This window comes from Klebsiella sp. CN_Kp091, assembly GCF_040065095.1.
GTDB lineage: Bacteria > Pseudomonadota > Gammaproteobacteria > Enterobacterales > Enterobacteriaceae > Klebsiella > Klebsiella aerogenes.
In genome coordinates, this window is the sequence record NZ_JBEAIO010000002.1 from 100,234 (window position 1) to 118,332 (window position 18,099).

At 46.5% G+C, this 18,099-nt stretch carries 17 protein-coding genes, 1 tRNA gene and 1 pseudogene; 16 read left to right on the plus strand and 3 right to left on the minus strand.

From position 1 onward, the window contains the following. Positions 1-62: 62 nt before the first annotated feature. The 4 genes from ABLV17_RS01665 to ABLV17_RS01680 all read left to right on the plus strand — a co-directional run bounded on the left by ABLV17_RS01665 (position 63) and on the right by ABLV17_RS01680 (position 4,987). A complete protein-coding gene (locus ABLV17_RS01665) occupies positions 63-746 on the plus strand; it encodes a fimbria/pilus periplasmic chaperone (protein ID WP_308958563.1) in 684 nt (227 codons plus the stop codon). Positions 747-789: 43 nt separating this feature from the next. Next, the gene (locus ABLV17_RS01670) at positions 790-3,387 is read left to right on the plus strand and encodes a fimbria/pilus outer membrane usher protein (RefSeq protein WP_308958564.1); all 2,598 of its coding nucleotides are present in this window, start codon (positions 790-792) and stop codon (positions 3,385-3,387) included. Next, a complete protein-coding gene (locus tag ABLV17_RS01675; protein ID WP_308958565.1) occupies positions 3,387-3,899 on the plus strand; it encodes a fimbrial protein in 513 nt (170 codons plus the stop codon). Before ABLV17_RS01670 ends, ABLV17_RS01675 begins: the two co-directional genes overlap by 1 nt. 71 nt (positions 3,900-3,970) lie before the next feature. Then, the gene (locus ABLV17_RS01680; RefSeq protein WP_308958566.1) at positions 3,971-4,987 is read left to right on the plus strand and encodes a fimbrial protein; all 1,017 of its coding nucleotides are present in this window, start codon (positions 3,971-3,973) and stop codon (positions 4,985-4,987) included. An 82-nt stretch (positions 4,988-5,069) separates the two neighbouring features. Here the strand turns inward: ABLV17_RS01680 and ABLV17_RS01685 are convergent, their stop codons facing one another. Next, positions 5,070-5,450, minus strand: a complete 381-nt coding sequence (locus ABLV17_RS01685) for a helix-turn-helix transcriptional regulator (protein WP_308958567.1) — start codon at positions 5,448-5,450, stop codon at positions 5,070-5,072. Between the two features lie 644 nt (positions 5,451-6,094). On the opposite strand from ABLV17_RS01685, the gene ABLV17_RS01690 reads away from it, so the two are divergent. From ABLV17_RS01690 to ABLV17_RS01745, 12 genes and pseudogenes are all read left to right on the plus strand, one after another. Beyond that, complete coding sequence (locus ABLV17_RS01690) at positions 6,095-6,994, plus strand: winged helix-turn-helix domain-containing protein (RefSeq protein ID WP_308958568.1); 900 nt, start codon at positions 6,095-6,097, stop codon at positions 6,992-6,994. Between the two features lies 1 nt (position 6,995). After that, positions 6,996-7,454, plus strand: a complete 459-nt coding sequence (locus ABLV17_RS01695) for a hypothetical protein (protein WP_308958569.1) — start codon at positions 6,996-6,998, stop codon at positions 7,452-7,454. 670 nt (positions 7,455-8,124) lie between these two features. Next, positions 8,125-8,856, plus strand: coding sequence for a GntR family transcriptional regulator (locus ABLV17_RS01700; RefSeq protein ID WP_000647589.1), 732 nt, complete (start codon positions 8,125-8,127; stop codon positions 8,854-8,856). Then, positions 8,853-9,290: a PTS fructose transporter subunit IIA gene (locus tag ABLV17_RS01705; protein ID WP_308958570.1), complete on the plus strand. Its 438-nt coding sequence runs from the start codon at positions 8,853-8,855 to the stop codon at positions 9,288-9,290. The genes ABLV17_RS01700 and ABLV17_RS01705 overlap by 4 nt, the downstream gene beginning before the upstream one ends. 3 nt (positions 9,291-9,293) lie before the next feature. Further along, complete coding sequence (locus ABLV17_RS01710) at positions 9,294-10,076, plus strand: PTS sugar transporter subunit IIC (RefSeq protein WP_045375555.1); 783 nt, start codon at positions 9,294-9,296, stop codon at positions 10,074-10,076. Then, positions 10,069-10,848 (plus strand): PTS system mannose/fructose/sorbose family transporter subunit IID, encoded by a 780-nt coding sequence (locus tag ABLV17_RS01715; protein ID WP_047041835.1) that lies wholly within the window; start codon positions 10,069-10,071, stop codon positions 10,846-10,848. Before ABLV17_RS01710 ends, ABLV17_RS01715 begins: the two co-directional genes overlap by 8 nt. A 27-nt stretch (positions 10,849-10,875) precedes the next feature. Then, positions 10,876-11,367 carry a PTS sugar transporter subunit IIB gene (locus tag ABLV17_RS01720; RefSeq protein WP_047041836.1) on the plus strand — a complete coding sequence of 164 codons (492 nt, stop codon included), beginning with the start codon at positions 10,876-10,878 and terminating at the stop codon, positions 11,365-11,367. Between the two features lie 3 nt (positions 11,368-11,370). After that, the gene (locus ABLV17_RS01725; RefSeq protein WP_308959155.1) at positions 11,371-12,075 is read left to right on the plus strand and encodes a sugar isomerase domain-containing protein; all 705 of its coding nucleotides are present in this window, start codon (positions 11,371-11,373) and stop codon (positions 12,073-12,075) included. Positions 12,076-12,084: 9 nt separating this feature from the next. Beyond that, positions 12,085-13,251, plus strand: coding sequence for a glycoside hydrolase family 88 protein (locus ABLV17_RS01730; protein ID WP_049045495.1), 1,167 nt, complete (start codon positions 12,085-12,087; stop codon positions 13,249-13,251). Next, entirely contained in the window at positions 13,230-14,006 is a 777-nt protein-coding gene (locus ABLV17_RS01735; RefSeq protein WP_348854060.1) for an SIS domain-containing protein, read from the plus strand. The genes ABLV17_RS01730 and ABLV17_RS01735 overlap by 22 nt, the downstream gene beginning before the upstream one ends. A 50-nt stretch (positions 14,007-14,056) precedes the next feature. Beyond that, positions 14,057-15,469, plus strand: coding sequence for an OprD family outer membrane porin (locus tag ABLV17_RS01740; RefSeq protein WP_308958463.1), 1,413 nt, complete (start codon positions 14,057-14,059; stop codon positions 15,467-15,469). Positions 15,470-15,600: 131 nt separating this feature from the next. After that, positions 15,601-15,928, plus strand: a pseudogene (locus ABLV17_RS01745) (restriction endonuclease subunit M); the annotation flags it as partial. A 127-nt stretch (positions 15,929-16,055) separates the two neighbouring features. On the opposite strand, the gene ABLV17_RS01750 reads toward ABLV17_RS01745, so the two are convergent. Both ABLV17_RS01750 and ABLV17_RS01755 read right to left on the minus strand, forming a co-directional pair. Next, a tRNA-Ser gene (locus ABLV17_RS01750) sits at positions 16,056-16,143 on the minus strand. A gap of 143 nt (positions 16,144-16,286) precedes the next feature. After that, positions 16,287-17,915, minus strand: coding sequence for an ABC transporter substrate-binding protein (locus ABLV17_RS01755; protein WP_308958464.1), 1,629 nt, complete (start codon positions 17,913-17,915; stop codon positions 16,287-16,289). Positions 17,916-18,099 lie beyond the last annotated feature (184 nt).

Consider the following 18,099-nt stretch of genomic DNA (forward strand, 5'->3'; position numbering starts at 1 on the left):
CTTAATTGGATAAGCATTCACCAGTGCGAAAAATATTTTCTTACAGTAAACAGGAGTGCATTTTGAAAAGTTTTTTTTCACTGTTAATTCTATCTACTTCCATAATACTATTTTCTATCGACTTCTCGTTTGCTGGCGGCGTCGGGCTCGGGGTAACCCGTTTGATCTATCCCTCTGATGCCAGGCAACTATCGCTCTCGGTCAGAAACACAGACGAAAATATGGCATTTCTGATTCAACCCTGGACGGAAGATTATCAGGGGAACCGGACGAGCGATTTTATGATCACACCACCACTCTCCGTGCTAAAGCCGAAGAGTGAAAAACTTTTGCGTGTAATATACGCGGGGCCAGAGTTACCGGCGGATAAGGAAAGTATTTTCTGGTTAACGGTAAAAGCAGTGCCTCCTTTAAACGAAGAGAAATACGGTAATACATTACAGTTGGCATCTGCGAATCGCATTAAACTATTTTATCGTCCGCAGGCCTTAACGGTAAGACCACAGGATGCACCTGAAATGTTAAGCGCCAAAAAATATGGTAACGAAATCGAGTTAACCAACTCTTCGCCCTATTTTTTGACGTTGGTAAATCTAACCATCAATGGACGGCATTTAAACCCACTAATGGTTCCGCCCCGGGAAAGCATTAGAATTAAAAATGGCGTAACGACAGATGGAGTAATAAAGTTTCAGACAATTAATGACTATGGTGCTCAAACCAAACCTATAACTTTGCATTTCTAATTTGTCTGGATGATATGATTCGACTCTCAGGACTTGAAGTAAAATGGATGCTGAACATTCTCTTACACACCCTACCCCCCTATTTTTAGCAACTGGTTTTATTATAATTGTCTTCACTCTAACACATGAAAGTCAAGCTGCTGGCTATAAATTCAATCCTGCATTCATCAGTGATAAAAACAATGCAGTTGCTGACCTATCATCGTTTGAGCAAGGCCTTGAGTTACAACCCGGGCATTACAAGGTAGATATTTTTGTAAACAACAAATTTCTCAAAACTGACACTTTATTGTTTGAAGTTAAAACCAGAAATAATACAGCCATTTTATCGCCCTGTGTTTCCCCTACTACACTCGAGAACCTGGGTTTGAATCCAGTTGTCTTGAGTAAATTAAAATCTTCGCACACTATAGAATGTGTAAACTTTAGCCTGTTACCTGATATATCAGTAATGTTTGATCAACAACAGATGAAAGTCTTCTTTTCCATTCCTCAGATTTTATTAAAAAATAAAGCCAGAGGAGCAATCGCCCCTGAAGAATGGGAAAACGGGATCACAGCGGCAATGCTTAACTATACGTTTAGTGGCAACGAGTACCGTTACCGCTCGGGCACTAACTCTACACAGAGTAACTATTTTCTGGGCCTTAATGGAGGAGTTAACTGGGGACCATGGCGATTACGAAACCAGCAAAACTGGGTTTATAACACCCACAATGGAGGTGAGTGGAGCCATATTAATAGTTATTTACAACGTGATATTCGTGTTCTCAGAAGTCAAATCACTCTGGGTGAAACGAATACCGCCTATAACATATTCGACACCGTTGGAATACGCGGAATTCAACTTGAGTCGAAGGATTCCATGCTGCCAGACAGTCTACAGGGGTTCGCCCCGACGGTACGCGGGATTGCAAAAAGTAATGCCCGGGTGACTATCAGGCAAAATAATAATGTTATTTATCAGACGTTCGTTGCGCCTGGTGCTTTTGCTATTGACGATTTATACCCAACATCAGCCAGCGGAGATTTGAACGTTGAGGTGATGGAAGAAAATGGGCAGTCAACAAACTATGTTGTGCCTTACTCGAGCGTCCCTAATCTTGTCAGAGAAGGACACCTGAAATATGCACTTAGTGCCGGTCATTATCGTTCTGGTTTAAAAAGCGAACAAAACACGCCTTTTTATACGCAAACGTCTTTATTTTGGGGCTCCCCTTGGGGTTTGACGCTTTACGGAGGAATGCAATTATCACAAAGATATAAGGCAACCGCACTGGGCATCGCCAGAAACATGGGGGCATGGGGAGCTATTTCCCTGGATATTACCCATGCGGAGAGTCAGCTATCAAACGATGAAAAACATCGTGGTAATTCACTGCTACTTCGTTATGCCAGGTCACTTACTGATTTTGGTACCAACTTTAATTTTGCCGCATATCGCTACTCTACCGATGGCTTCTATTCATTTAGTGATACTACTTATAAAAAGATGAAAGGTGAAACCATCGAGTATAATACTGATGAAAATGGCAAACCGGTGATTAATACAACTAATAGCTATAATCTGCGTTATGCTAAAAAGGCGATGTCTCAAATACTGATTTCGCAAAGCTTACACGGGCTTGGCTCCGCTTATGTATCGTTCAACCATCAGGACTATTGGCGTTCAGAGAAAAAAAATACCAACTTGCAATTTGGCTATTCCGGCAGCGTGGGCAATCTTTCTTACACCCTAAGCTATGCGCAGAACCGTAATCCGTGGAACGCAGAAAAAGATAAAATCGTGAACCTGGCGTTTTCTTTGCCTATTTCGAGCTTTTTAACCAACGGTTCTAAAACTACAGCAAGAATCAATACCTCAATGATGAGAACTGATAAAGGTGATTATAATGAGATTATCGGCCTTAGCGGTAATGCACTTGATTATAATAAGCTCAGCTACAACCTCTATCAATATCACCAACGCCATTCGCCTGCCGGCGGTAATATAGCCTTAAATTATAAAGGACGCTATGGCATTACCGATCTTGGTTATAGCTATTCCCGGGATAATCAGTCTTTGAAATATGGATTTACCGGAGCAATGGTCCTCCATGAGGACGGATTAACTCTGGGTCAGCAGTTGGGAAACACAAATATTCTGGTGAAAGCCGCAGGGGCATCTGATGCAGAACTAGTGAATGGTACCGGTATCCAGACTGACGGACATGGATATACGATTATTCCTTATGCAACCGCCTATCGTGAAAATCGAGTTCAACTACGCGAGGAGACATTAAATCAGGACGTTGAACTGGATGAAGCAGTTAAAACGGTCATCCCTTCAGAAGGCGCGCTGGTGCGCGCGACATTCAAAGCGCGAGTCGGTAAGAAAGTCATGTTCAGACTCGTTAAAGACGATCGACTGCCTTTGCCTTTTGGCACTATCGTCAACGCTGAAACGGACGATGGCTCCATTAACAACGGCATTGTTGATGATTCTGGTTTTGTTTATATCAATGGACTAGCAGATGTTGGCCGATTAACCGCCAGATGGGGAAAGTCTAATACTCAAGTTTGTACTGCAAAATACGATATCAGGGCATTAAAAAGCAATACAGTGACAGGTATTTATTCGACGTCAGTAAGGTGTAAATAATGAAAATTGTCATGCCGTTATTGGTTTTATTTATGCCGTTTTTGATACGCAACGCTTTCGGATATGACGTTTTACTTAATGTTACCGGACAAATTACCGCTAGCGGTTGCGTCGTTGAAAACGACTCCAGAATGATTGATGTAGATATGAAAGAGATCAATATAACACAGCTGACGCAGACCAATAGCAGCGCACAAATGGTACCTTTCACCATCCGATTAATGGATTGTGCGGCCTCGGTCAGCGGTGCGGTAGTGACATTTTCCGGTGTTCCCGATCGAACAAATAGCGATTTTTTAGCATTGACCGAAGGTGGCGCCAGCGGCGTCGCGATTAAAATCTTGAATGAAGATAAAACGATCGTTCCTCTGGGTAGCGCATCAAAAAATTACTTGCTGAACGAGGGTAATACCATGGCATTGCAGTTTTATGCTCAGTACATTGCCACCGGCGCCTCACTTAGCGCAGGAGAAGCAAATAGTACGGCGACCTATACCGTTACTTTCCCGTGATTTTATCTAGTAGGTCAATTTTTCATTCTATTCTCGCTAACTTATTAGCTATAAAATGGACTCCATCATTAATGAAAATTATATTAAAAATATTAATTACAATTTTATCTATTTCATATAGTTACTTAGCGATGGCCATTACCGCCACGACACCTCAGATTGTGCTTACCCCTGCGCCAATCAGCGTCACCCAAAATGCTGACGCCTCCACCTTTGGTCAGCAGATAGGCGCTACCACTACAGTCAGCGTAGATAATGTTTTTACCTGTCCTAACTGGCTTTATCCCTGTAAATCAGCAACCGTCAAACTAGGTAGCGGCTTACAACCTTCTGGCGTCACATTAACGGTAAATGGTCTGGTTTATGGTGTTTATGAAACAGGTGTGCCTGGTATTGGTTTTACCATTGGCGTCAAGGATACCAAAGCCACTAGCTATATTCCGCTAACCGATCAAGAGAGCACAACCTGGAGCGGAGCAGTTGGTCAGATTGGTTTTGATGCGCAAATCCATTTCGTCAAAATTAGTGGACGACTGGAAACCGGCATAATAACGACACCAGAAATCACCGCCGCGGTCATGACAGGCCATGAGTCTCTTTCCGGGGCATCGACTACTTCCAAAATAGTGATTAGTCCTACCACTATCTCAACGACTGCCAATGGCTGTGATGTGGACCAATCTTTAATCAATTTTCCCATGGGAGAGGTCAGCGAGAGTGTATTCAAAGGCGTGGGGAGTCGCTCCGACGGCATTTCATCCACAATTACATTGAACTGTGATGCCAATATAGCATTGGCAATGGTTATTACCGATCAATCTGATGTATCTAACACCAGTAAAACCGTAGGATTGACTCCGGACTCTGATGCAAAAGGGATCGGCGTACAGTTTTTTGTTGATAGCGAAGAACCCATTTCGTTAGGGCCCGATAGTTCATTAAAAGGCACCACCGGCCAAATTCAGCTGGTCACAACAAAAGAACAGGGAAATGTCGCCATTCCTGTTACGGTAAGATATGTGCAAACTGGGGAGATCACGGCTGGTAGCGCGAATGCAATTGCCAGTATTACTTTCTCCTATCAATAGAAAATATCACCAGTGGTTGCTGTAATTCGCAAAAAAATAGTTGTGCAAGGATAAGCCATGCAATACCTTGCATGGCTTATTATCAAGTATCGTAGATATTAATATTGTTTTTAAATTTTTGTATGTATAGCTCATTAAAAGTTCTCAGCCCATGGCGTCTGACTGCTTTCATTTTATATCCGCTGACCGTTGTCACAGATAGATTTAATATTTTTGCTATTTGGTTTTGAGTGTAACCCTTAAAAAGTAGGTCGAGGACTTCATACTCTTTCTGTGTTCCTTTAAGGACATTCCCCCAAATATCGCCCAGAAAATAGTCCTCAGTATCCTTTGGCGGTGCTTTTAGCATCCACTCTATCGCTTCTTTTAAAAATGAATATGATGCTTTCTTGCATATCACCAGGTCGGACAGATGATTAATTATCGTCGAGTAATTTTTCTTCCTCGCGGTCAGCGTTACCATAAAAATGTTCTTACCGCGCTTCCTTTCGAGATAAATCTTTTTAGCATGCAGACTAACGTTAGGCGAGTCTCCATCTATAAAAAAGACATAGCAATTGCTGTTATGGTATAAACCGCTCAAGGTTTTGTTCATATCATCAATAATTGATGTAAACGTGACATTACTTAATTGGCAAGGATAATCGGATCGACTAAGAATCAAGGCGCATTCTCCCTATAAAACACTCGCATAAGATAACTTTGTTGATTATTCATTTGTCTTTTGTTGAACAATCTTTAAGATTTACCCTACTTGTGTTTCATAAATTTCCTCACTCATTTTTTCTGAATCTTTCTCTGTCAGTTACATTCCCTAAAATAAGAATTCATGAGATCTCATGAGAACCATAAAAAACCAATTAAAACAATACATTGCGTTAAACGCACCATAAATAAATGATAATCAATATTGCTTGCATTAACGTTTAAATGAAGCAACAAAAAATTATAACAACCTGTCATGCATTTATTATTTCACTCTTGATAACAGTAACGCTTTACATAATTTCCACCAATTAACCCTCAATACATATTGTTGTGTTATATGTTTTTTTGTCATATAATTTTATCGTAACAGATCTATCATATTAATTAGCGTTCTAATGAATGAAAGAAAAATATCTTATCAATAACAGTGTGTACTTCTACCCTGCTCAGCAATTATTAGTACCAATATCAGAAGAGTATGCGCAAGTTTCTTTAAATGTGCCGGCAAGCAGGTGCTTAACCCTACTATTAGAAAAGAAGGGTGAGATCGTCACAAAATATGATTTATCGCAAGATGTTTGGCAAAGCAGAGGTCAATACACCAGCGCCAATACGCTTTATCAAAACATTTCGCTGATACGTAAAGCTCTGCGAGAAGTAGGTATTTCTCATGATACTATCCATACCATACCTCGAGAAGGATTCAGCTTTCTGGGTACAGCTATTCTTATGCAGGAGGATAATGCCCCTACAGAAAACGTTTCTCCAGCAGGCGCTGCGTCTAAAGAAAAACGTCATGATGTATCTGTAAGTTATAATATGGAAATTATAAATAATGACTACAATGCCTATGGTATATATTCCCCTACACAACATAAAATACCAGAGATTAACCCTGGACCTCCCCAGAAAACCAGCATTTCTCCCTTGAAAGCCACGCTTAATTTCATCGACATTGTTTATCAATACAAATGGCGATCAGTTTCTGCGGTCCTATTATTGATGCTATCAATTTTCACCTTTTATTATTACTTAAGTGACAATACTCATGATTACTTTAAAAATTATTACAGCATAGGTGATATAAACAACTGTACCTTAATGAAAAGTGAAAAGGATAAGCTTAGACAAAAAGCAGATTATTTTTCTATTTTTCAGCAGAAAAACATTCACTGTGAAACGGCTAAAAATGTCTACATCGCAATGGATACTCGTGCCACGAAGATTTTTATGCATTTTTGTAATAAAAACACAGATGATACCTCCTCTTGCTTTTCAACTTTTTTTATCGAGCGCTAACATGAAAAAGAAATGGATTTTTGTTTTGATATTGTTAACCCTCGCCTTATCTCCATTGTTACTCAATGTAACTGAAAATTATGATAAAGATCACTTCTCCTGCTGGGGGAAAATTAGTTTTAACAGGCAAGCGGGAACTTACTCAGTGAAAGTGAGATATGTTTTTAATGGCGATACCGGAAAGGTTATTACGATTGGAGAATATAATGAACCAGGATTGCCTGCGCGCAAAGTAACGCAGAATTTGGCTTTTAAATTTACCAGGCAAGGGAATGTATATACCATGATCTCGACTCTCTCACTGCTTACCGCTTCCCAGGCCCGGCTTTTGAGCGGTGTGGTACCTGATTTTTACCTCTATGAAGATCGAGGCTTACAGCTATTTATCCATAAACAAGGACGCAATGGGCTGGTCTTCTCTACGGCGTCTTTACCCATATTTATCTGTACGTTGCAGTAGATGCGAGAGCAACTGAAGGAAAAGAATTGCTGACTCCACCGGCAAGATTAAAGAGGCTCCCCTACCCGATGTTTACTCCGTTGCTCAAAACCCAACCAGATCAGAGGGCAATAGCTGAAGGATAAAGCTAAAAGAATTTACGTGGATGGGAGTTTACATGGCCTTCTGTCAATCTGACTCATCCGGAACGGCGGGAAAAGAGTATGAATGCAGCTTCATGTTCTGCATATCCAGAGCGTAGCTAATATTGAAATGCCACAGGCTATAGATAGAAGACTAAATCCATAGAGTGTGGTCATCAAAGCGTTGTCCTGAGTAGGTGTAGGGCTCTTCAACAGTAAAGCTCCTTTCGTTCAACAGCACTTCCCGCATGAATAAACCTTCAGTGAAGCCATGTACGCACCATTACTGAATGGTTGTCTCTACTGGCTTTTGCTGATGCCTGTCATGTGATCGTTCACAATCAGTCGTGTTCAAACACAGCCAGTTAGACATAGATTCATTACGTTCTCCCTTATCAGTAGCTACGAAATTGAGAAATGCGTCACAATACAGAAAACAACTTAACAGGTTAACCGGTTAAGTTGTGTTGAGTGGTTGATCGGGCAAACTGGTACAGGTATCGTAAGACTACGAAATAAAATCAATGTAGACAGAAACTGGCGAAACAATGAAAGCATCGGCACAGTCAACGAAATACCAGGTGATTAAAACGGCCCTGTTAGACGAAATTAGAGACGGTACCTTTAAGCCCGGCGAAAAATTTTACAGCGAGTCGGAATTAAAAGAACGCTACTCTGTGAGTTCTGCCACGGTAATTCGTGCCATTCATGAATTAGTGAATGATGGTTATTTGATCCGCTACCAGGGAAAAGGTACTTTTGTTTCGAAAGCCAAACGCAATGAGAGTATTATTTTTTCAGAGTCAGATAACGATTTAAAAGGTATGCAGTCAGTTAAAGTTATCCAATGCGAATTAGAAAACGTTTCTGACATTAAAGAAAAGCTTGGTTTAAAAGATGATGAAAGATATTACCGCATTGCGCGCTTGAAATTTGACAGCAACAAACCTTACGCACTGCAAATTTCCCATATACCGGCTCACTATTTTTCCAGTAAATTGACGGTTAAGAACTCGGCTCTCAGTTCCATTTACGAGGCATTTAAAGTCAACAATGGTCTTGATATGTATACCATGCCGTACCGACAAACTATCTGCGCCCAAACCGATGTCGAGCCTGAAGTACTGCAGCACCTTGGTCTCGGCGCCAATCAGCCCGTTATCATGATGAAGCGTTTTACCAATAACGAGCAGGGCCAGATCATTGAATATATTGAAACCTGGAAACGGTTAGAATCATTTTATATTGAAATCAGAACACCAGATAAGGGGGCAGGATGAATCAAATATTATTAATCTCTCATGGAGGTTTCGCCAGCGGCGCCAGACAGGCTACAGAATTGATTCTCGGCGCACAGCCTAACCTCCATGTAGTTGAACTCGATGGTGAGAAAGGTATAGCAGTATTTAAACAGGAACTTCGCGATAAAATAACCGCCCTCAGTACAGCAGAATCAAACATTATTATTCTTTCTGATTTAAAAAGCGGTTCGCCGTATAACTCCGCAATGGAGGTTATTGTCAGCAACAACCTGTGGGATAATATCACCCTACTCTCTGGGATGAATTTAAACTTAATTCTCGAAATAACGATGGCGATTGATGAAAATCATACTCCCGCCTCGCTGAATGAAATAATAACAACGGCGCGTGATGGTATTTACCATTTACAGCAGGCAGCGCTTGGCGCGCAAACAAATGACGGAGACGAATAAAAAATGGAGCACATTGCGGTCTGGCAGATAGCGTTACTAACGCTCTATTCAGGGCTGGCGATATATGACGGCAACAACACGACGCTTGGGCTGGTGAAACCTAGCATGGCGGGCTTCTTTGCCGGGATGATTATGGGTGACATGAACACCGGTCTTATCGTTGGCGGCACCCTGAACCTGCTGGTGCTGGGCGTGGGTAACTTCGGCGGCGCATCGATTCCGGACTACATGACCGGCGCGGTGCTGGGAACCACCTTTGCCATCATCAGCGGCCAGGGCGCGGCGTTCGGTGCCACCATTGCCGTACCGATTGGGCTCTTAATGGTGCAGCTGGATATCCTCGCCCGCTTCACCAACACCTTTATTCATCATAAGGCCGATAAGCTGATTGAAGACGGTCAGGTGAAGGCGGCGGCAAGAATGAACCTGCTGGGCCAGGTGCCGATCTCGCTCTCGCGGATGCTGCCGGTGCTGTTAGCGCTGCTCCTCGGGGCAACCTTCGTTAATGACGTCGTGACCTGGATCCCTGCTTCCATCATGAACGGTCTGAAAGTCGCCGGCGGCGTACTGCCTGCATTGGGTATCGCCATCCTGCTTCGTTATTTACCGATTAAGAAGAACATCTCATTCCTGATTCTGGGCTTCTTTCTGTCGGCCTATCTGAAAGTGCCGGTGCTGGGTGCCGCACTGCTGGGACTGGCGATTGCGCTTTACGTCTTCAACTCAGAAAAACAGGCAACGCAAACCACCGAGTCCCCGGCAAATGGAGCAATGGGCGATGAATAAAGTACTAACACGCGTATTCTGGCGCTGGTTTCTCTTCGGTCAGTCTGGCTGGAACTACGAAAAAATGCAGGGTCTGGGCTATCTGTACAGCATCTACCCGTTCCTTGAGAAGAAATACACCAGACCTGAAGAGCAGAAGGATGCAGCTAAAGTACACAGCCAATTCTTTAACACCAACAACACCATGGCGCCTGGGATCCTCGGGGTAAATATCGCCCTGGAAGAGCAGACCGGGCTTGCGGGTAAAGATGCCGTTGCCGGGATTAAGACCGGTCTGATGGGGCCGCTGGCGGGCATCGGAGATACGTTGTTCTTCGTTATCCCGACCACCATTATCGGTTCCGTCGCGTCATACCTCGCGCTACAGGGCAACCCGGTAGGGCTTATCCTCTGGCTGCTATTCGCTCTGGTTCGCATGTTGTTTATGCGCTTTAGCATCAGTAAAGGGTATCAGGAAGGGGTGAACCTGCTGGGATCGTTGACCAACAGCCTCAACAAAATTACCCGTGCGGCCAACATTCTCGGGCTGACGGTCATCGGGGCGCTTATTCCCTCGGTGGTGAAGGCAAATCTTAACTTTGAGTTCAGCTACGGCGAAGTGTCGCTGAAGCTGCAGAGCATTGCCGACCAGATAATGCCGGGGCTTATTCCACTGCTGGTTGTGGGGTTCACTTACTGGCTGCTGGGGCTCAAAAAGATGAACTCAACTCGCGTCATTTTCGTTCTGATTATTTTAGGTATCGTTGGCTACAACCTGAATATTCTCGGTTAAGCAACACATTGATTTAAGGAAGTTATTATGAAAGGTATTGTTCACATCCGCGTCGATGACCGACTGATCCACGGCCAGGTGGCTACCCGCTGGGTAAGCCATTTCAACGCCAACCGCATTATGGTGATTGACGACACCGTTGCTGCAAACGACGTCGAAAAGATGCTGCTGCGCAGTGCGGCACCGGAAGGCTGCAACACCTCTATTCTCTCTTTTGAGAAAGCGAGCGCCAATATCCTCGCCGGGAACTACGACGGTCAGCGCGTTCTGATCCTGCTGAAAACGCCGGAGCTGGCGCTGAAGCTGATGAACTGCGGCGCTGCCCTCACCCAGCTCAATATCGGCAATATGTCCAACAAAGACGATCGTCGCCAGATTAAACGTTCGGTAAGCGTTAACGATGCAGAGATTGCTGCCATCAACGCGTTGCTGGAAAAAGGCGTAGCGGTCACAGCACAGATGACCCCGGAAGAACCAAACGCCTGTATCACTACGTTTTTAAAAGCCGATAAGGGATAAGGAATGTCACCACATCAGCAGCAGTATTATCAGCATGTATTAGCAACGCTGGATCAGGTGTTTCTTACTCAGAGTGCTGAAGTTGAGCAGGCGGCGGCGCTGTTTGCCGAGTGCGTCAAAGCCAACGGCATCATTCACGGTTTTGGCTCCGGCCATTCGTTTGCCGCGGCGGTCGAGCTGGCCGGTCGTGCGGGTGGCCTGGTCAACACCAAAGCCATCGATCAGTTCTATGGACCAACCGGCTGGTTTGATTCGCTCAAAGGGATTGGCGATATCTTTTCCGGGCTGCTGGATCTGCGCGAGGCAGACTGCTTTGTGATTATCTCCAACTCCGGCACCAAGCCGCTGCACGTTGAGCTGGCACGCAAGGTTAAAGAGATGGGACTGAAGCTGGTTGTAATCACCCGCTACACCGGAGAGTCGGTATCAACGAGCGAGAGCATTTGCGAATATGCCGACGTCATTCTCGATAACGGCTGTCCGGCCGGTGACTGCACGCTGAGTATGGATAACGGCAACATCATGACCGGCCCGGTGTCCTCGCTTTCTGCGGCCTTCATCATCAATAACGTAGTAATCCGCTGCATCGAGATGCTGCTGGAACAGGGTATCGCGCCGCCGGTGATGCGCAGCATCAATCTGGCCGGTGGCAAAGAATACAACGATGCGCTGATGAGTCAGTACAAAGAGCGCGTGTTTACGCTGTAGGGGAAAAACATGAAAGAGACTCTGTCTAATCGCCTCGCACCGCTGCCCTTTCCTGCTATCACTCCCGACGACTGTCGGGATGCGCTGGCGGCATGTGTGCAGCGCATCACGCGCAACATGGGCCTGTATGGCGAGAAATTCCCCTCCGCCTGCACTCACAACAATCGCTATGTCCTGAAAGAGAATAACGACTGGACCAATGGTTTTTGGACCGGGATGCAGGCCATGGCCTGGGAGTTCAGCGGCGATACGGCATACCTGGACGGCGTTGAACGTAACGTCGTCAGTTTTAAAGCGCGCCTGGTGGCACACCATGTCCTTGACCATCACGATATCGGCTTCCTTTATAGCCTGTCGGCGGTCGCGCACTGGAAACTGACGGAGCGCGACGAGTTAACCCCGCTTATCGTGGCGGCGGCCGATCTGCTGGTGAATCGTTTTCACGACAGCGCCGGTTTTATCCAGGCCTGGGGAACGCTTAATGACCCGCAGGAGTACCGGCTTATTATCGATTCACTGATTAACCTTCCTCTGCTCCACGTGGCGGCGAAGATCAGCGGTGAGTCGCGTTATAGAATCGTTGCTGAACGTCACTATGCGGCGGTTATCAACAACATTTTTCGCGCAGATGGCTCTACTTTCCATACCTTCTATTTTGACCCGAAAAGCGGTGCGCCTTCACACGGGAAAACCTTCCAGGGGTACAGCGATAACTCCTGTTGGGCGCGCGGACAGGCGTGGGCCATTCTCGGGATCCCACTTCACTGGTCTGCCACCGGGGAAACCGACTACTACGAGCGCTGGCAGCAGGCCTGCGAGTACTTCTTCCGCTACCTGCCGGAGGACGGTGTTCCGGCCTGGGATCTGCTGCTTGCCACTGATCCGGCGGCGCCAAAAGACAGCTCCGCGCTGGCCATTGCCGTGTGCGGCCTGCTCGAAGCGCACAAGCACTTCCCGGAGGCCGGGTACGAGAAACTGGCGCGTCAGCTTCTGCAGGCATTAATGCGCGGCGCTTCTGCCCGCGATGACGACGCCTGCGAAGGCTTACTTAAACACGGTGTTTACGCCTATGCCCTTGGCAAAGGCATCGATGAATGTAATCTCTGGGGGGATTACTTCTACATGGAAGCGTTATACCGAATCTACCAACCGCAATGGTCAGGATACTGGTTATGACAATGATTCAAAGTTATTTAAATATCGTCCAGAAGAAACTTAACGATATTACCCAACAGGAAAGCCATAAAATCACCTCCGCCGCCGGGCAACTGGCAAAGGTCATTAATCAGGGTGGTGTGATTTATATTTTCGGCTGTGGTCACTCACATATTTTCGCTGAAGATATGTTTTATCGCGCCGGCGGTATCGCCCCAGTCCGGCCGATATTTATCGAGCCTTTAATGCTACATGAAGGTGCGGCAGCTTCATCGTATTATGAAAAGCAAAATGATTATATCGCCGGGCATCTGGAGAAGTTCGCGATAACCAATAAAGATGCATTAATTGTTATTTCAACTTCCGGGATCAACCCCGCGCCGGTGGATGCGGCATTGTGGGCAAGAGAGCATGGGGCATTTACGTTGGCGCTGACCAGTTTCCTATATGCCGAGACCCAACCGTCGAAGCACAAGGCTGGCCTCAAACTGCGCGACTGCGCAGATATCGCGATAGATAACCAGGTGCCCATCGGTGATGCGGTGCTGTCGCTTGCGGATCATACGACGCCGTTTGCGCCAGTCTCCTCGATGACCGGGCTCTTTATTATGCACAGCCTGTTTGCAGAAATCATCGCAAAGCTGGGGCGTGATAATAAATGTCTACCGGTGTTTCTGAGCGGTAATATTGCTAATTCGGCGCAACATAATGAATATCTCCTGGAAAAATATGGCACCCAGATCCCGGAACTGATAAATAACAATAATTTTAAATAAGTATTACGTCCCCTCGCCCTACAATACAGGGTTTTATAAGGTATATAATAATGACAAGTCATAAGCTCAGAGTTTCTCTGTGTGCATCGCTGTTGCTTTTTATTGCCCCAAATGCCTTTGCGGAAGAAGAAACGGATTATGAAGCGCCTTCGCAGTTTGAGAAAGCATTTTATGATGAAGGCAAATTAAACTTCAATACCTCGTTATACATTCGTCATCGTGCAGTCAAAGATCCTACTACCGGTAAATACGGACTGGGTCCGGCCGGGATCCAGAACCAGACCGGTAACGTGGCGATTAGCTATATTTCTGGCTATTACAAAGATGTCATTGGCTTTGATTTCTGGGGTAACGCCAACATCAAACTCGGGCATACTGTCGGTCAGTCGGAGATCCTTTACTACGACTACGAATGTGGCCAGCCAGGCAAGTTCAGCCCGTGCGAGAAGTCCTACATGAGCGTGTCGGTTGCCGCACTAAAGCTCAATCTTGGCGATGCAGGTACCAACTTCAAGCTGGCGGCGGGTTATACCCCCATCAACTCCGGTACCGTTAAAAGCAGTTGGGGTCTCAACCCCCACGCCTTCCGCGGGTTCGACAGTGCCCTGACCCTCGATAAACTGCGGCTAACCTACGCCTGGGCCGACCGCTTCAAGAACGACTGGAGCCGTGATTTTAAACCGATGACTACGGCCTGGCACCAGAACAACGCCGCCGGGCTTGATGACAATGGCAAAATTATTAAAGCCGGTGAAATCATCGATTACATTCACACGGTGGGTGCGGTCTATAACTTCGGAAATACCGTTCTCGACGTTGGTTACGGCGAAGGTAAAGGCTATCGTCGCAACTGGCAGGCGCTGGTCGAACGGAACGATACTTTGACCAAAGCTTTCTCCCTGCAAAGTAAGCTCTTCTATCAGGGCGCCCGCTACATCGAAGATCTGTCGAAGATTAAAGATCCATCAACGGAATACTATGTTGGGATAGGTTTTAACCTGAGTCACAACAATACCGTGTGGTCGCTCGGCTACAGTCAGAACTACGCACCCAACACCGGGGATTACAACTTCCGCTTAACCCCGTGGGCGAACTCCGATAAGCGTGATTATCAGCCAACGCTGTCACAGCTGGAAGACTTTAACGTTTCCGGAGCCCATGCTGTTCGTTTTGGCGTGAGTTATAACTTCGCAGATTTTAATCTACCGGAGCTAACCCTGGGAGGGGCCGGAACCTACGGCTGGCATGTGGTGAGCGATGTCAGCAAAACCGGTTCAGTGAGAAAGTACGACGGTAGTATGGTGTCTTTCGATCTATCCGCTCGCTACTCGGTAGCAGAGGGCATGGCGAAAGGCCTCTCCTTCACCCTGCTCCCTGCACTGTTCAGGGCGACGGACAGCAACTATAAAACCGATCGTAACGACGTGAAGTTTATCGTCGGCTACAGCTTCAATATCTTCTAAGCCGCGCCCCCTCAATAAAACAAGAGGGGGCGCACATAGGTTCATAATATTTGTTCTAGTGCTCAGGTTGCAACGAGAACCGGTTCGATGCGTTCATGATTGCGGGTCATTTAATTTATGGAGATAACAACATGCAAACTGAACCTGAAGTATTAATCGACCATACCGACGTGATTCGCTTCACCAGCATTGAACGTACCATTACCGGGCGTAACACTGCACTGGCACAGATTGAAACGCTCATTCAGCAACTTGCCGATATCTCGGCACTGACCCGCAGTATCAGGGAAAACGGTCCTCGGCTGGGCTATGACTCAGGACTTCCACCGTGGCAGCTGGCTGATAGAGAAACCAGAAGCCGCCATAAAAGCCATTACCCGCAATTTTGAAAGCAGCATATGGAGTGATTCGATGAAGAAGTCAGGTATGCTGAGTCTGATGGATGTTCAGGCGCATGACGGTGGTATTGTCCGACGAATTCTCAAGCTCAGCATCACAGCCAGACAGTTATGGCATACCAGATGGCAACTTAATACCGATAAAAAAGAAAAAGCCCCGAGCTAATAATTAGCTCGGGGCTTATATTTGGCGGAAGCGTAGAGATTCGAACTCTAGAACCCTTTCGGGTCGCCGGTTTTCAAGACCGGTGCCTTCAACCGCTCGGCCACGCTTCCGGTATGGGGCGCACTATAAACACCTCTGCCGATGCTGTAAAGCATCATTTTGTTCAACTGCCTTAAAAACAAACAAATCTGCGTTATTCGTCTGAATTTCAGGCAGTTTGCGCAGAAATTCGGCGTTAAGAACGCCCTTTGACTCAGTGTTTTATGATGTACATATCTTTGGTGTAGTAATAGCCCAGCTTATCCGGCTCGAACCCACCGACCCACGGCTTCACTAAATGGGTACGCACGTAGTGATAAACCGGAATCGCGGGCACATCCTCAGCCAACAGATCCTCCGCTTGCTGATAGAATTTGCCTCGCGCGGTGGTATCCGCCGCCTTCGCCGCATCATGCAGCGCTTTATCATAGGCCGGGTTACTGTACTGACTGGTGTTTTCGCTGTCGCCGGTGCGGAAGTTATTGAGGAATGACGCCGCATCGTCATAATCCGCGATCCAGGCATAACGCACAGCATCAAAATTATGCGTATGCATGGTATCCAGCATGGTCTTCCACTCCTGATTCTGCAGCTTCGCCTCTACGCCAAGATTTTTCTTCCACATCGAACTGGCGGCGATGGCAATGCGCTGGTGCGTCTCCGAGGTGTTATAAAGCAGGTTAAAGACCAGCGGATGACTTTCGTTAAAACCCGCCTCGTTAAGCAGTTTTTTTGCCTCGGCAATGCGTTTGTCGCGCGGCCAGCTGGCGTAATCCGGTTGTTTAAGCGTAACGCCGCCGATATCGGGCTGGCTAATCAGCCATGCCGGACGCTGCCCCTGCCCCATCACCTTATCGGCGATGATATCTTTATCCAGCCCCATGTTGAGCGCCCGTCGCACTCTGGGGTCATTAAAGGGCGGTTTAGTGGTATTGAGTTCGTAATAGTAGGTCGCCAGCTGTGGAGAAACATTCAGCTGCGAGCCCATCGTTTTCTTGAGTAACGCAAACTGGTTCACCGGCAGCGTATAAACAATATCTATCTCACCGGCTTTATAACGATTCACATCCGCCGCTTCGGAAGTAATCGGTAGATAGGTCACTTTATTGATTACCGTATGTTCATTATCCCAGTACTTAGGATTGCGTTGCGCCACGATGCGCTCGTTGACGACCCACTTCGAAAGCGTGTAAGGGCCGCTGGTCACAATATGTTCCGGTTTAGTCCATTTATCCCCAAAGCGCTCCACCAGCACCTTATCAATAGGCACCAGCGACGGGTGAGCAAGCATTGCGAGGAAGGCGGCGTTAGGCTGATCCAACGTGACCTGCAGCGTGGTATCGTCCAGCGCTTTTACGCCGAGAGTTTCCGGCGACTGTTTTCCCTCCGAAATATCGCGGGCGTTAACGATATGCATATTACCCGGATAGCTGGCGTACGGCGAAGCGGTGGTCGGCGTGACCAGCCGCTGCCAGCTCCAGACGATATCCTGCGCGGTAATCGCTGTCCCATCGGACCAGGTGATGCCAGGGCGCAGATGGAAAGTCCAGACGAGGTTATCTTTATTCTCCCACTTCAGCGCCAGCCGCGGCTGAATCTCGCCCTGCGGCGAAACGCTCACCAACCCTTCGAACAGATCGCTGATGATATTATACTCAACGTCGCTTTCGACCTTATGCGGATCGAGCGAGGCGGGTTCATTACCGTTGTTCCTGACGAGCTCCTGTTTTGCTGCAAGTTCGGTACCCTGCGGGACCTGGGCGGCCATTGCCGCGGCCGCGCTGCCGAGTAACCCCAAAACCAGTAATGCGTGCGTGATGTGGTTATATTGTTGTAGTTTCATTTCCCTTGCCTTTATGCTTCGTTGATACCCCTTCCACACTTAGTCGCTGACTGACATTAAGGCAATATTTTTCAGTGACCTATAAGATTCAGATCTGCTTTCCGCCGCTGAACGCATAAACATACTGTCGTAATCCATTTTTCCAGAATAAAAAGCTATCCCACCGGCGCCGGGATCTGAGTAA

Bases quoted from the DNA above. Each gene is read 5' to 3' on its own strand.
- ABLV17_RS01695 (WP_308958569.1), top strand. From the start codon at position 6,996: ATGAAAAAGAAATGGATTTTTGTTTTGATATTGTTAACCCTCGCCTTA.
- ABLV17_RS01670 (WP_308958564.1), top strand. From the start codon at position 790: ATGGATGCTGAACATTCTCTTACACACCCTACCCCCCTATTTTTAGCA.
- ABLV17_RS01700 (WP_000647589.1), top strand. From the start codon at position 8,125: ATGAAAGCATCGGCACAGTCAACGAAATACCAGGTGATTAAAACGGCC.
- ABLV17_RS01710 (WP_045375555.1), top strand. From the start codon at position 9,294: ATGGAGCACATTGCGGTCTGGCAGATAGCGTTACTAACGCTCTATTCA.
- ABLV17_RS01730 (WP_049045495.1), top strand. From the start codon at position 12,085: ATGAAAGAGACTCTGTCTAATCGCCTCGCACCGCTGCCCTTTCCTGCT.
- ABLV17_RS01735 (WP_348854060.1), top strand. From the start codon at position 13,230: ATGGTCAGGATACTGGTTATGACAATGATTCAAAGTTATTTAAATATC.
- ABLV17_RS01715 (WP_047041835.1), top strand. From the start codon at position 10,069: ATGAATAAAGTACTAACACGCGTATTCTGGCGCTGGTTTCTCTTCGGT.
- ABLV17_RS01675 (WP_308958565.1), top strand. From the start codon at position 3,387: ATGAAAATTGTCATGCCGTTATTGGTTTTATTTATGCCGTTTTTGATA.
- ABLV17_RS01680 (WP_308958566.1), top strand. From the start codon at position 3,971: ATGAAAATTATATTAAAAATATTAATTACAATTTTATCTATTTCATAT.
- ABLV17_RS01740 (WP_308958463.1), top strand. From the start codon at position 14,057: ATGACAAGTCATAAGCTCAGAGTTTCTCTGTGTGCATCGCTGTTGCTT.
- ABLV17_RS01755 (WP_308958464.1), bottom strand. From the start codon at position 17,915: ATGAAACTACAACAATATAACCACATCACGCACGCATTACTGGTTTTG.
- ABLV17_RS01705 (WP_308958570.1), top strand. From the start codon at position 8,853: ATGAATCAAATATTATTAATCTCTCATGGAGGTTTCGCCAGCGGCGCC.
- ABLV17_RS01685 (WP_308958567.1), bottom strand. From the start codon at position 5,450: ATGGTAACGCTGACCGCGAGGAAGAAAAATTACTCGACGATAATTAAT.
- ABLV17_RS01690 (WP_308958568.1), top strand. From the start codon at position 6,095: ATGAAAGAAAAATATCTTATCAATAACAGTGTGTACTTCTACCCTGCT.
- ABLV17_RS01725 (WP_308959155.1), top strand. From the start codon at position 11,371: ATGTCACCACATCAGCAGCAGTATTATCAGCATGTATTAGCAACGCTG.
- ABLV17_RS01720 (WP_047041836.1), top strand. From the start codon at position 10,876: ATGAAAGGTATTGTTCACATCCGCGTCGATGACCGACTGATCCACGGC.